Annotated in this window: 16 protein-coding genes; 3 read left to right on the forward strand and 13 right to left on the reverse strand. The window is 37.2% G+C overall.

Annotated elements, in window-relative coordinates; translation table 11 throughout:
• The first annotated feature begins 11 nt into the window (after window positions 1–11).
• Both KI338_RS05480 and KI338_RS05485 read left to right on the forward strand, forming a co-directional pair.
• Window positions 12–470, forward strand: coding sequence for a LytTR family DNA-binding domain-containing protein (locus tag KI338_RS05480; RefSeq protein ID WP_212919934.1), 459 nt, complete (start codon window positions 12–14; stop codon window positions 468–470).
• On the forward strand, window positions 463–873 hold the full coding sequence (locus KI338_RS05485; protein WP_212919935.1) for a DUF3021 domain-containing protein: 411 nt from the start codon (window positions 463–465) through the stop codon (window positions 871–873). The genes KI338_RS05480 and KI338_RS05485 overlap by 8 nt, the downstream gene beginning before the upstream one ends.
• A gap of 236 nt (window positions 874–1,109) precedes the next feature.
• Here KI338_RS05485 and KI338_RS05490 read toward each other — a convergent pair whose 3' ends face one another.
• Genes KI338_RS05490 through KI338_RS05500 form a run of 3 tightly spaced genes read right to left on the reverse strand, consistent with a single transcriptional unit; the run spans window position 1,110 to window position 4,246 of the window.
• Window positions 1,110–1,952, reverse strand: coding sequence for a carbohydrate ABC transporter permease (locus tag KI338_RS05490; protein ID WP_212919936.1), 843 nt, complete (start codon window positions 1,950–1,952; stop codon window positions 1,110–1,112).
• Window positions 1,953–1,995: 43 nt separating this feature from the next.
• Window positions 1,996–2,889, reverse strand: a complete 894-nt coding sequence (locus KI338_RS05495) for a carbohydrate ABC transporter permease (protein WP_212919937.1) — start codon at window positions 2,887–2,889, stop codon at window positions 1,996–1,998.
• 58 nt (window positions 2,890–2,947) lie between these two features.
• Window positions 2,948–4,246: an ABC transporter substrate-binding protein gene (locus tag KI338_RS05500; protein WP_212920061.1), complete on the reverse strand. Its 1,299-nt coding sequence runs from the start codon at window positions 4,244–4,246 to the stop codon at window positions 2,948–2,950.
• Window positions 4,247–4,503: 257 nt separating this feature from the next.
• Here KI338_RS05500 and KI338_RS05505 point away from each other — a divergent pair, with 257 nt between their 5' ends.
• Complete coding sequence (locus tag KI338_RS05505) at window positions 4,504–5,316, forward strand: alpha/beta fold hydrolase (RefSeq protein WP_212919938.1); 813 nt, start codon at window positions 4,504–4,506, stop codon at window positions 5,314–5,316.
• A gap of 142 nt (window positions 5,317–5,458) precedes the next feature.
• Here the strand turns inward: KI338_RS05505 and KI338_RS05510 are convergent, their stop codons facing one another.
• The 10 genes from KI338_RS05510 to KI338_RS05555 form a co-directional block, all read right to left on the reverse strand.
• A complete protein-coding gene (locus KI338_RS05510) occupies window positions 5,459–5,761 on the reverse strand; it encodes a DNA-binding protein (RefSeq protein ID WP_212919939.1) in 303 nt (100 codons plus the stop codon).
• 30 nt (window positions 5,762–5,791) lie between these two features.
• Window positions 5,792–5,965: a hypothetical protein gene (locus KI338_RS05515; protein WP_212920070.1), complete on the reverse strand. Its 174-nt coding sequence runs from the start codon at window positions 5,963–5,965 to the stop codon at window positions 5,792–5,794.
• 167 nt (window positions 5,966–6,132) lie between these two features.
• Window positions 6,133–6,888: a class I SAM-dependent methyltransferase gene (locus KI338_RS05520; RefSeq protein ID WP_212919940.1), complete on the reverse strand. Its 756-nt coding sequence runs from the start codon at window positions 6,886–6,888 to the stop codon at window positions 6,133–6,135.
• A 45-nt stretch (window positions 6,889–6,933) separates the two neighbouring features.
• Window positions 6,934–7,980: a serine hydrolase domain-containing protein gene (locus tag KI338_RS05525; RefSeq protein ID WP_212919941.1), complete on the reverse strand. Its 1,047-nt coding sequence runs from the start codon at window positions 7,978–7,980 to the stop codon at window positions 6,934–6,936.
• A gap of 2 nt (window positions 7,981–7,982) precedes the next feature.
• Entirely contained in the window at window positions 7,983–8,936 is a 954-nt protein-coding gene (locus tag KI338_RS05530) for a GNAT family N-acetyltransferase (protein WP_212919942.1), read from the reverse strand.
• Window positions 8,937–9,000: 64 nt separating this feature from the next.
• Window positions 9,001–9,870 (reverse strand): MurR/RpiR family transcriptional regulator, encoded by an 870-nt coding sequence (locus tag KI338_RS05535; RefSeq protein WP_212919943.1) that lies wholly within the window; start codon window positions 9,868–9,870, stop codon window positions 9,001–9,003.
• 27 nt (window positions 9,871–9,897) lie between these two features.
• Window positions 9,898–10,845, reverse strand: coding sequence for a GNAT family N-acetyltransferase (locus KI338_RS05540; RefSeq protein ID WP_212919944.1), 948 nt, complete (start codon window positions 10,843–10,845; stop codon window positions 9,898–9,900).
• Window position 10,846: 1 nt separating this feature from the next.
• Window positions 10,847–11,767, reverse strand: coding sequence for an N-acetylmuramic acid 6-phosphate etherase (murQ, locus tag KI338_RS05545; RefSeq protein WP_212919945.1), 921 nt, complete (start codon window positions 11,765–11,767; stop codon window positions 10,847–10,849).
• 40 nt (window positions 11,768–11,807) lie between these two features.
• On the reverse strand, window positions 11,808–12,773 hold the full coding sequence (locus tag KI338_RS05550) for a carbohydrate ABC transporter permease (protein ID WP_212919946.1): 966 nt from the start codon (window positions 12,771–12,773) through the stop codon (window positions 11,808–11,810).
• A gap of 11 nt (window positions 12,774–12,784) precedes the next feature.
• On the reverse strand, window positions 12,785–13,702 hold the full coding sequence (locus KI338_RS05555) for a carbohydrate ABC transporter permease (protein WP_212919947.1): 918 nt from the start codon (window positions 13,700–13,702) through the stop codon (window positions 12,785–12,787).
• Between the last annotated feature and the right edge of the window lie 38 nt (window positions 13,703–13,740).

Consider the following 13,740-nt stretch of genomic DNA (forward strand, 5'->3'; position numbering starts at 1 on the left):
GGGGGAATAGAATGAAGGTAAACATTGATATTGATGAGAAGCATGAAGAAACGATCGTTACCATTAAAACCAATAATTGGTCTGAAGAATTAGAAGAACTTATTAATCTTTTAAAGAAGCAAAAGCCAAAGCGATTGTTTGGAGTGGCTGAGGATCAAACTGTATTACTTGATCCAAAAGATATTGATTATGTCTATGCGGAAAAAAGAAAGGTCTTTGCCGCAATCAAGGAAATGAAAATTGAACTTAAAATGAAGCTTTATGAAGTAGAAGAAATATTAATCCCCCATTATTACATGCGATTCTCCAAATCGGTGATCGGTAATTTAAATCAGATACAACGATTCGAATTATCCTTTAACGGAAATCTATGTGTTTACTTTCATTCTGGAAATAAAGAATATATTACGCGAAGTTATGTAGCTAAGGTGAAGGAAAAGTTATTGATGGGGGGACAATTAAATGATTAAAGAAATCCTACGAAGGGGGGTATATGGGATTGCATTTGGTGGAATCGCCACATTTATTGCCCTTACCATTATAAAGTTTGCTCATTTTGAAGAAACTGCTGCTGAGGTTTGGAATCATATGCTAGCAAGCTTTGGACTAGGGATTTATTTTGGGTTAGCTTCCTATATTTTCGAAACCGAAAAATGGAGTCCATTAAGAAAAACGATAACCCATTATACTCTCTCTATTTTCGTATATATTTTAATTGCCCTTCCGGTTGGTTGGATCCCGTTTAACTTTAAGGCTGTTGCAATTGGAATATTACTATTTACAGTACTGTATTCTTTGTATTGGACAGGTTTTTTTATTTATTACAAGAGGAATGTGGATTCTATGAATGAACAGTTGGGTAAAAATAGATAATTTAGCAGAGTTTTATATCAGAAGGTTATATCATTACTGCTTATATGCTATAAGATAAGAAAAACCGAGTGGCAGCAACCACTCGGTAGATTATAAACCGCATAAAGAGCGGTTGACCTGAGAATATGTTGCACGAGACTAGAAGTAAGGTTATTTTCTATTTACCATGACAATTTTGTCAGCTCAGTACTATTATTTTCACTTTTCTTTTGACATAGGGAGTAGCAGTAGCCGCCTCACCCTTTAATGGCTCCTTCCGTCATGCCTTTTGCGATGCGTCTTTGGAAAATAATGTAGAGGATGATCACAGGGAGAATGGCGATGACTAAGCTTGCGAATAGTGTTCCCCAAGCGTTGGTGTATTGAGCTTCGTTACTGATGTAGTCAATTGCCAATGCCAGTGTGTAATTTTCTTTTGTTTGCAGAAAGATTAGTGCCATGAAGTATTCATTCCAAAATTGGATGCAATTCATGATGGAGACTGTAATAATTCCAGACATCGTTAGTGGTGTAATTACTTTAAATAGAATTCCATAAGGAGACATCCCATCAATGGCAGCTGCTTCTTCTAGTGACTTTGGAACAGTACTCATAAAGCTAGTTAAAACAAAAATACTAAATGGTAATTGACTAACTGCATAAACAATCGAAAGCCCTATTATACTATCCAATAGATTTAATTTAGATAGTAAAAAAAACAAAGGGATCCAGCCTAATACCATTGGAATCATCATTGCTGAGATATAGATTGTAAACAGAACCTTACTACCGCGAAAATTTATCCGTTCAATCGCATAAGCGGTCGGTATAGCTAAGACAAGTGTAAGTACAGCACCAATTACCGTAACAAATAAACTATTAAACACACTCGTGTCGATATTATAATTCGACCATGCTTGGGAAAAATTATTAAAATTAAATACTTCCGGCCATCCCCATGGATTACGATAAATCTCTGCATTGGATTTAAATGAACCTAAAAACATCCAGAATATCGGATACAATACCGCAATCGTCCACAAGATTAATGGGATTCGAATACCTGTCCTTCCGAGAAATTGCCCTACACTTTTTTCCATACATATCCCCCTACCGACATGACGGGTAAATATCTCCTACTCGCTAATACTCAACCTTCTCCCGTCGCATTAAAAATTGTAATAGCAAAACAGTTACCAATGATAGAACTAGAATCATAACACCAATAGTTGCACCATATCCGAAGTTGTATTGCTTAAAGGCTTGCTGATATAAGTACGAGCCCATTACATGCGTAGCGTTATTTGGTCCCCCACCTGTCATGACCTGTACGAGTATAAACGATCCATTCAGTGTTGTAATAACAATATACAGAATAGAAACCTTTATTTGAGGCCAAACAAGTGGTAATGTTATTTTCCAAAATTGCTGCCATTCCGATGCCCCATCTATCCTTGCCGCTTCATAATAGCTTTTCGATATGTTTGCAATACCTCCCATAAGCATGAGCATAAATAGTCCAATCCCAGCCCATATCGCTGGTACCATGATACTTGGAAGTGCCCATTTTTCATCACCAAGCCAAGGTTTTGCAAGTGACTCTAAGCCTAAAACCTCTAAGCCAGAATTAACTAGTCCTAAATTAGGGTTAAAAATAAACGTCCATAATATCCCAATTACTACAACAGACATAATATTTGGAAAGAAGAACACAATTCGGTAAAAGGGTGCTTCTTTTATTTTCAATTGTGTCAATGCTACTGCAAAAAAGATGGCTAAAATCATGATTCCAATAACTTTTGTTACGACTAAGAAGTAATCGTGAATAATTGTATCTGGTATGACGGAATCCTTAAACAATTGCACATAATTGGCAAATCCTATGAATTCTTTCTTACTGGATGATCCTGACCAATCGAAAAACGAATAATACAATCCACTAAACAACGGATACAAGGTAAAAACAGCAAATAAGATAAATGTTGGTAATAAACAAAACGCTAAAAACAGATGTTTTTGTTTTTTAGTCTGTACCATGCCATCACTCATTTCTTTATCAGGGGCAATTCCTAGAACCGCCCCTATAAATAATCCCTTAATTTAATCCGGCTCGGTATTCCTCTGCAGCCTTCTCTGCTTCGACTACAAATTCTTCAGCAGTCATGTTTCCTAGCATTAAGGAAACTAATGCATTACCTATCGGTGTTTCGAGATCCGCACTCATTGGATGTGGCTTTTCATAAATTTGAACAATATCCGGATCATTGATCATCGCATTCGCATTCATTAAATATTCTGGGACCTTATCATTCTTCGTCAAATCTACTCCTGTTAAGTTCATGATGGCCCCTGTATGCTCACTGAAGGCACTGGCATATTCCCTTGTAAATACAAACGCAACAAAAGCCTTGGCTGCTTCAGGATTTTCTGCCCCTTCCGCGATTGCAAGTGGGCGTAAATCTGGCACAATAGCATACTTTTCATCTGTAGCATTCATAGGCGACGGAATAAATCCGAAATCAAATCCTTCTGGAATATCATTTTTCATCTCATTTGGTAGCCAGAACCCCACTGGGATAAAGGCATTTTCATGAAGAAGGAAATTCATCTGTGACTGTGTATGATTCAGCGCACCTAGACCGGAATCGAACATTCCTTCATCTACCATTTTTTGCACCCGTTTCATAATATCTAATACTTGTTCACTGGACCATGCACCTTCCTTACCAGTAATTACGTCTTCTAATAGCTCTTCCCCACCCGCTGCTGCAAACGCAGGATACAGCATGCCACGCAAGAAATAATACGGATGCTGACCAGACGTCACAAACGGATCAATCCCCTCACCATCTTTAATTTCTTTCATGGAATCTATAAACTCATCAAAATTTTTAGGAACAGTATATCCCTTTTCTTCAAATAGCGCCTTATCATACCACGTTCCCCACGTATCAAAAACTAGTGGTAATGAATAGATTTCCCCATTATAGGTGGCTGGTTTAACAATGAAACTATCAATCAGTTTATCTCCGCCCTCTAATTCAATTCCATTGACCCATTCTGTTATATTCATAAGCTGCCCGTCCTCGACCATTTGTGTTTCACTAGAACCGGCACCATCAATATAGACGACATCAGGCGGATCATTGGATACCCATCTTGAACGCATCTCCTCGTTAATATTGGGACCGGCATGTTCAATGACATTAACATCTGGATATACTTTTTTAAAGTCTGCTATGACCTCCTTCCACCAAGAATCACCATAGCCACCTACAAAATATTGAATCTCCAAATCTCCGGCAATCTCACCATCCTTGCCAACAGTTGAGCTAGAATCCTTATCCTTAGAACAAGCTGCCACTACCAACAACAGGACAGCCATCATCAACATCAACCATAATCGTTTTTTATGCTTCACCAATTAACCCCCTCTTTATCCAAAATTCATAAAACAAGGTGGATAGATGTATTCAATTAACTAGAGAAAAGAATGACTGCTTTCCACCTATCTTTCTATTAGAAATATATGTACAGCTTTTGAATTCATGCTTCAGAAAAAATACTTTTACCTCATGTACTTCTATCGGAATGAATGGCTAGAATTCATAATATGCTATGGTAAAAAAGTAAATTTGGGGGTGGATTCATATGCCTGGAAAATATGTAGAAGTAGATCCTGGTGTTGAATTGTTCGTAGAGACTATTGGGGAAGGTGATGTACTAGTTTTCATTCCAGGGTTCACCTTTACGACGGAAGTTTTTGAGAAACAAGTAAACTATTTTTCCAAAACGAATCAGGTTGTTGTAATAGATCCCAGAAGCCATGGGAAATCAACGATTACTGTACACGGAAATGATTATGTTACACATGGAAATGATTTAGCTAAAGTTTTACAGTTTTTAAATATTCATCATGTAACATTAGTAGGATGGTCATTTGGCTGTCTCACCGCTTGGGAATATATAAAGCAAAATGGAATACAAGACATAAAATCACTAGTAATGATTGATATGCCACCGAAGTCATTATCCATTAATCAAGATGATTGGGTTGAGGGTCCACTTGATGATATCGCTTCTCTTTATAACACGTATTTAAGAACTCCACAGGGCCATAGAGATTTTATTACAAGTTACATTACTGATGTGATGGTACAAAAGAATTTGTCTGAAAAGGAACTTAGATGGCTTGTTGAACAATCCATGAGAACCCCCTATTACATAGCTAGTAATCTATATGCATCTGGTATGTTTTCTGATTACAGACAGATAGTAGAAGAGACAAGTAAAAAGATTCCAACCTTAATGACTGTAGCAGAGCATTGGGCCCAATCGGCGATTGAATATCTATCAAAAATATCACCAAACACAGAACTGGAGGTACTAGGCGGGCATATGATGTTTTGGGAGCATGATGAAAAGTTTAATACAATATTGAAACATTTTCTTAGCAGCCATTAACATATATAAGATGAACGGGATTTATGAAATCAGTAATAACATAAACCAATAATTCAATAAAAAAGCATGAGACAACAAGTCTTCATGCTTTTACCAGCCTATACTTTGATTTAGTTATAACAACAAATTTATTTAGTAAATATTACTTCTCATCTCCCAAGCTTAAAAGCCATTGACGTAATTTTGCCTTTGGATAGTACACTTTTTCGTTAATAACGATATGGGGGATATCTGGATATTCCTCTATTAGTGATTTTGCATCTTCCTTTGCTATTCCCATGAAATAGTGTACTTCATTTTCTTTAATTAACTCATGTTCGTCATCTTCATCTAAAAAATCTATCGGATTTTTCGCATTAGGATTCTTGAAATTTTTCAAGCCTTCTCCTATACAGTATCCGGCAATAGCTATTCCTAATGCCAACCAAAAAAAATCAAAATCCACAACACTTTCCTCCTTAATCGATGTTCGTTTCTATTTCCGATTTAATTTCTCTAATAAATCAATTATTTTTTGGTTTTGTTTCACTTGTACGTCATTGCTGACTTTTATTTGGTAAATCCAAATTAATAGAAACACAATGAGTGCTATAGGTACTAGCAAAGGAATTAACGTTAGTACTAATCCTGGTATTCCAATACTACTCACAAAATTCTCCTCCTCTGCACCATTGAATATGTATTATGTAGTACGTCTAATCCTACTATTAGGTTCCATGAATAAAACTCTATACACTTTAGCTTGTAAATATTTTTTTACTGTATTTTTATACTAATTTCCAGAAATGTATTTTTATATAATCAACCTCTAAACAATTACACTTCACCCAAATAGCTTTTTGTACTAGTTGGAATAACTATTTGCCCATTGTCGCTATACTTTTCAAATACTTCTGTTAATGCAGCAATGAAGGGTTTATACTCCTTGTCGGTCTTTTTCGGGGAAAAGGAAGCAGATAAATACCTCCCCAAAAATCCAATTAAATTAAATTGCAAATCATTGCGAAAATGCTTAAAATAATATTTTCCATCTTTAAAGAATTGCTGAAATGCAATCGAAGTTTCCTCCATTCCTCCACTAAAACCGTTAAAATTGGGACAGTACTTTTGGCAAACATTAGCACATTCCTTGTTGATATCACTTGTCCCATCCCTACTATTCCACACAAGAGCTACCTTCGCATCTTGTTTTAAAATCCGCTGACATTCCAACCTGAACTGCTCCATATTGAACCAATGAAATGCCTGTGCTACTGTTCTTAAATCAATACTATTATCTTTTATTGTAGTATTTTCAGCCGTTGCCTTAACTGAAGTAAAACGACGATCCGGATTCAAGGTTTGTTCCGCTAATGTTCTAATATCACCATTTGGTTCCACTCCGATTACAGTAAATCCTCTTTCCAGAAGCTGTCTACTTAATATTCCAGTCCCTGAGCCAATATCTGCAATTATACACTCCTCATTAATACCTGTTTCAGCAATTAAGTAATCAATATATTTAATAGGGTAATTAGGACGATATTTTGCATATACCTTAGCCTTGTCTGTGAATTTATTTGTGGATTTCATAAAACCACCTTCTCTTTTTGTAAGAAACTTACAATAGTTCACCCGCTAAAAATGCGATCGTATCAAATTATGCAATCTCGGTCTCAATCTTAGAATAGGAGGTTTTCTTCCAAAATGCACTCGATTCGTCAATAATATCACATGTAAATCAATCTCTGGATCAAACCAAATACTTGTGCCAGTAAATCCAGTATGGCCATAAGTAGAATTCGAGAAATAATCACCACATGGAGAATACATTGGGCTCTTTAATTGCCAGCCAAGACCACGGTATTCATCATCAAAAGGGGTATGGTTTTTCCTAGCTAGACGTAAGCCCGACTCCGATAGAATGCATTTTCCATTGTACACGCCGTGATTCTCAATCATCTGGGCATATTTAGCGAGGTCATGAATTGTTGAGAAAAGTCCAGCATGGCCACTGATGCCACCCATTGATTCAGTATTTTCGTCATGAACAATTCCTACTTTGAATGCATTTAGCTCCTCACTGTATTCTGTTGCTGCATAGCGATTATGTTCAAAGCTTGGCTTATAGCTTGTTTCATACATTTCAAGAGGATTAAAAATTTCTCTACTTAAATATTCTTCAAAACGCTCTCCAGTTACGATTTCTACTATTTTATATAAAGTTATTAGTCCTAAATCACTATAGACTACCTTTTCCCCTGTCTTAAATTCTAATGGTTGTTGGTAAATACGCTCTAATATCTGTTCAGTATTCAATTTCTCCAAAAAATATGGAATATGAGATGGTAGACCTGATGTATGGGTTAATAAATGTCTTAACGTAATATCTTCTTTTCCCTCATTTCCGAATTCAGGTAAAAAGAAGGATACGCTGTCATCTAATCGAATCAAGCCATCATCTAAAAGCTTGAGTATAGCGGGCAATGTCGAAACGACCTTTGTTAGTGATGCTAAATCAAATACCGTATCAAGCTGCATTGGTGCTACTTCTGGGTATACAACTCGATTACCGATTGCTTCCTGCATCAGTACCTTTCCTTGATGGGAGACATGAATCACAGCCCCAGGTATATGCTCCAATTCAATCTCTTGCTGTAAAAACCCCAATACTTTTTCTCGCATGATTATAGCTCCTTTTTATAGCCTTCATAGCTCTTCCAGCTTTCAAAGCCAAGTTTTCGGTAGAAATCCACTAATCCTGTCCAGTCAATAACGATTCGAGTAATGCCACGTTCACGAAGAGTAGCAATTCCAGCCTTAACTACCGCAAGTCCATAACCATTTTTACGTTTTTCAGCATCCACACCAAGTGGCCCAATACCTCCATATGACCCATTAAACAATGGTGACCAGTTAATATTTCCCATTATGATCGGTGAATTACCATCATTAACACGACAAAATCCGATGATTACGTCATTCTCCTTTAGGACAACAAATTCTCGTCCTGTCCCGCCTTTTTGGAAGTAATGAACCGCTTCATATTCCCATCTTCCTGGGAAGCAACGATGTAAAAATGCCAGAAATTCTTCTTTCTCTGTCTCTTGTAAGATAGAAAATTCAACATTCGGTATTACCGGCCAATCAATAGGTTCTTGTACCTCATAGCTTCTACTTAGATCTGTTTCCGTTGTTAGATGTAGATAGCCACGTTTCTCAAACCAACGAGCTGTCTCTTTATCTTCACTTGGGACTCCAGGAAAATAATGATAGGGATCTCTACCCAACAGTATTTCCTTTACACCCTCTTGTTGTAAAATTGACTCCGCATGCTGTAATAGCTGTGTACCGATTCCCTGGTTACGGTAATTAGAATCAACTAACATCGTTTGTATCCAGCCAACTCCATCTCCCAATTTTATGGGAGTATTTTCTTTAAAATGCTTTGCCACAATAAAGCCAACAACTTTATCATTTTCGTTTACTACCATTCTTGATCCTTCATAGGAAATGTTTTTATCTAAAAAGCTGTTTTGCTGAAATAGTTCGAAGCGCATTGGAAATCTTTCCTGTAATTCTTGATTCCATAACGCAACAAGCTCTTCTAATCTTTCTTTTTGCCAAGGCATAAATTTCATAACGATTCCCTCCAGTTGTCCTAACAAGAATAAGCCAACCCTTCTAGAGTTAGCTTTCTATATATTACTTTTTCTTTCCTTTATTACTTATAAAGTTAATAGCGTCTCTTGTTACATCAATATATGTTACAGTCTCATCATATTTCAATGTTGCCACACGCATGAAAAGAATATCAATCACCTGTAATTGTCCAATACGAGAAAGGGTAGCACCACTTCGAAAAGTCGGCTCCTTTGTTGCAGATGTATACAGCCGAATATCTGACTGTTCTGTTACTTTGGAGCTTCCATATTTCGTAATACTGATTGTCTTCATGTTTTTCTGCTTTGCAAGCTCTAGAATTTTCGCAACCTCAGGTGTTTCCCCAGAAAAGGAGATCCCAACAACGACATCATCCTCATCACCATTTGCCACAAGTGTAGCCGCCATATGAATATCAGAAAAAGCATAGACGGTCTTATTAATACGTAAAAACTTCTGCTGTGCATCCTTTGCAATGATTCCAGAGGCGCCCACTCCAACAAAATGGATTTTCTTGGCATGGAGAAGCAGTTGAACAGCCTTTTCTACCTCTTCAATATGTAACAATTCGGCAGTTTCACGAATGGTTTGAATGGTATTAGAGGTCATTTTATCAATGATTGACTTTAGTCCTTCATTTGGTTTAATATCACGAAAGCCTTCGTCAGATGTTTTTTGTAAATCACCAGCAATACGAAATTTTAAATCCTGAAAACCTTTAAGATCCAGTGATTTACACAATCGAATAACTGCAGCACCACTTGTATCGCTTCGTTTACCAAGCTCCTGTGCTGTAAGCTTTATCGCTTCTTCTGGCTGTTTAATAATATAAGTTGCAATTTTTTTCTCGGAGGGAGGTAACAATGGTAACATTTCCGTTAGCATGGTTAGACCACCAGTCATATAAGACATACAATTTCAAACCTCTTTCTATCAGGTTCAAATATCCTTTTTCATGACGTGAAATTTTCGGGTTATTTGAAAACCAGTTTTTACATATAAATGTCCAGCAGTGCTCTTCTCACCTGTCCACAAGAACCAAGCATTATGAAGCCCCTCTGCTTTCATATGGAACAAGCACTCATGAAGTAACAACTTACCAAGTCCCTTTCCCTGTTGATTCGGATCAACACCAAAGGGACCAAATCTTTCCGCTATTCCCTCATATCCTCCATATAAACAAAATCCTACCAATTTTCCATGGTGCCTGGCAATTAATATACGCTCTAGCGGTAAAACCTGAAGGATACCCTCTCGAATAGCTCTTCCCCAATCTGGATTGAAGATAGTAGTGGCAAATTGTATAACCTCGTATAAGTCCCCATTATTAGCAGTCGTTATCGTATACCCTTCCGCTTCTCGTTCCATTTTTAATTGCTTAATTTCAGCTGTTTTATGGAAATCTATTAAACTCCTGTCCATTGCCACAGGTGAATATAAAGTCTGAAATCCATACTTTTGTAAAAAACGAAAGGCTTCTGGATAAACATTTTTATCAAGCCCTGGCAAAATATAGTTAGGAGCATAGGAAGCAAAAAATAGCTGCTTTCGGTTAGCTGCTTGGAAAAATTGGATCACCTGATTCAATAATTCGGATCCAATTCCTTTTCTTTGATAATTGGCATCGACAAAGAAAAATGTAATCCAACCACTCTCTTCTTCAAGCTCCGTTCCTATCATTGGTAATAATCTTCGAACGCCATACATGCAGCCAACTAATTTTGCCCCATCAAAAGCTAACAGCAGTCCATTGGGATCAAAATTGGCATCTAGTAATACAAGATTTCGAAATCTAGAAGCTGTAATCGGATCCTTCGGTAAGCAGTTATTCCACAAATTGACGATTTCAACTTCATCACTAGATTGATAGCTTCTATAAGTTACCATACTAATCTCTCCCTTTAGTTGCAAGTTCTATTGCCTTTCTAACGTAGCCATTTGCCTCATATATAGCTTTTTTTGCTTCCTCAAAGGTGATATTCGCTTTAAGCATAACAATCGCGGGCTTAACCTCCTGATTTGTCTCGTCTAATGTATCCTTAGCACTTTCATAGGATACCCCCGTAATGGTCGATACAATATTAATCGCACGTTCCTTTAGTTTATAATTACTTACTTTTACATCGACCATCAGATTTTCATAAACCTTACCAATTTTAATCATCGTTGTTGTCGTTAGCATGTTCAAAATAAGTTTATGTGCAGTAGCAGCCTTCATTCTAGTAGATCCAGTAATAACTTCTGGACCTGTTTCAACCTCTATATTGACCTCTGCAGCTTGACTAATGGTAGCATTTTTATTACTTGTAAGACTAATTGTCGCAGCACCGTTTTTTCTAGCATAATTAAGTGCTCCAAGAACATAAGGTGTACGCCCACTTGCAGCAATACCTACTACAACATCCAATTCGGTTAGACCCCGGTTCTTTAAATCACTTGCACCTAGTTCCTCACTATCCTCTGCACCCTCAACTGCCTGTTCAAATGCATTAAAACCACCGGCTATAACAGCCTGAATCAAATCTGGAGGGGTGCTAAAGGTAGGAGGACATTCAACTGCATCTAGGATTCCTAGTCGGCCACTTGTACCTGCTCCAACGTAAAATAATCTACCGCCTCGCTTAAGTGATTGATAGATTTTCTCAACCGCCTGTTCAACCTGAGGTAAAACCTCCTGAACCTGCTGGGCAACCTTCATATCCTCTTGATTGATGACCGATAAGATTTCCGCAGTCGACATCGTATCAATTGTCATCGAATGCTCATTCCGCATCTCTGTAACCAAAGCTGATAAATTATTCATGCACATACCATCCTATAATGTTTTAGGTTTTAACTTAAGTCATTCTCTATTCCTTTACACCACCCAAGGTTAATCCCTTTACAAAATGACGTTGGAATAGAAGGAACACAATAATCATTGGAATTGCTGCAATTGCTGCTCCACTCATTAGTAGCTTGAAGTCTGCAAGGTTTGCATCCTGTAATGTTTTTAGACCTACTGGGAGAGTATATAGTTTAGCATTATTCAACACAATGATCGGCCATAGGAAGGAATTCCACACATTCATAAAGGTGAATATTCCAAGCGCTGCTAGACCTGGCCTTGCAAGTGGAAGGACAATCTTCCAAAATGTTTTCCATTCGCTTGCCCCATCAATTTTGGCCGCTTCGATTAACTCATCAGGAATTGAGAACATAAATTGACGCATTAAAAATACTCCAAATACCATGGATAGGTCTGGTAAAATTAATGCCCAATGTGTATCCATTAAACCTAAATCTCGGACCATAATAAACATCGGAACTAGCGTAACCTGTGAAGGAATCATCATCGTAGAAATGATCAACCAGAAGATAAAATTACGACCAGGGAATCTCTTTTTCGCAAGAACATAGCCCGCCATCGAGTCAAATAATAGGATTCCGAGTGTCACTACAATCCCAATATACAAACTATTAAAGAACCATAATCCCATACTGTTTTGTTGGAACAATTGCCTAAAACCAGAAAACATATCGGTTACAATATTATCCATAACCTGTCGATGATATGCTTCCTGTTCACTATCCCCGATTTTTTCAGCATCCCTTGCTTTCCCCCAATGCTCAAAGTATTCCGTAATACCTACCGGAAACATTTTTGGTGGGTTTGCATTAACATAGGAGGTTGGCCTCTCAAGATCCTCGTCCTGATAACTTTTAAGCTGTAGAGAAGTACTAAATACCCAGTATAGTGGTAAAAGGGAAATAACTGCAGCAACAGATAACAACAAATATGTAATTGTTTTTTGAATACTAAACCGCTTTTTCATGTATTTCCCTCCTAGTTCCTACGATTTAACACTCTGTATTGAAACACAGAAATGACGAGAATAATCAAGAATAATACGACAGACTGTGCTGCTGCTAATCCAAACTCAAAGTCTCTAAATCCAGTTTTATAGATTAAATGCACTAAAGTTTCCGTTGCATAACCTGGACCCCCACCAGTCATTAATATAATTTGTGTAAATACCTGGAAAGAACCAATAGTACTAAGTAGCGTTAGATATACTGTTGATGGGGTTAGCATTGGAATCGTAATTCGAACCCATTTTTGGAAAGCATTTGCACCATCAATTGTCGCTGCCTCATAAAGTGATTCAGAAATCGAGCTCATGGAAGCTAAATATAAAATAATTCCAACACCAAATGGAATTAACATTTGCATAATAATAATTGCCATTAATGCAGAATTCGTTTGTCCCAGCCAGTTAATCGGCTCCATACCAAACCAACCTATTACATAGTTAAACAAACCAAATTCGTAGTTATACATCCAACGCCAAACCATCGCAATAATTACCATGGAAGTAACTGTAGGTAAATAAAATGCAGCCCGGAAAAAGTTCTGAGCAAACCTTCCAAGTGAATGTATTAAGGATGCCGCAATTAACGCAGTGATAACATTAAACGGAACTGTCACTACAGTATATATCGTTGTATTTAGTAACGCTTCTCTAAATGCCTCACTTTCCAACACTTGCTTATAATTGTCTAATCCTGCAAATATATTAGACTCTGTAATGCGGTACTCTTGAAAAGACAGAACAAATGCCCACACAACTGGAATAGCTATAAATAAAGTAAATAAGATCAATTTAGGAAGTAAGAAAAGATAGGCTGCATAATTTTTGCGAATTTGTTTACCGGTTCTTTTCAAATTCTTTCCAGCATTTTTGAACGCCCCTGATATTTCCAAAGCTTTCCCTCCCTGCTGTTTGTTTTAAATATGTAATT

Source organism: Ornithinibacillus bavariensis (assembly GCF_018333235.1).
Taxonomy (GTDB): Bacteria; Bacillota; Bacilli; order Bacillales; family Amphibacillaceae; genus Ornithinibacillus; species Ornithinibacillus bavariensis.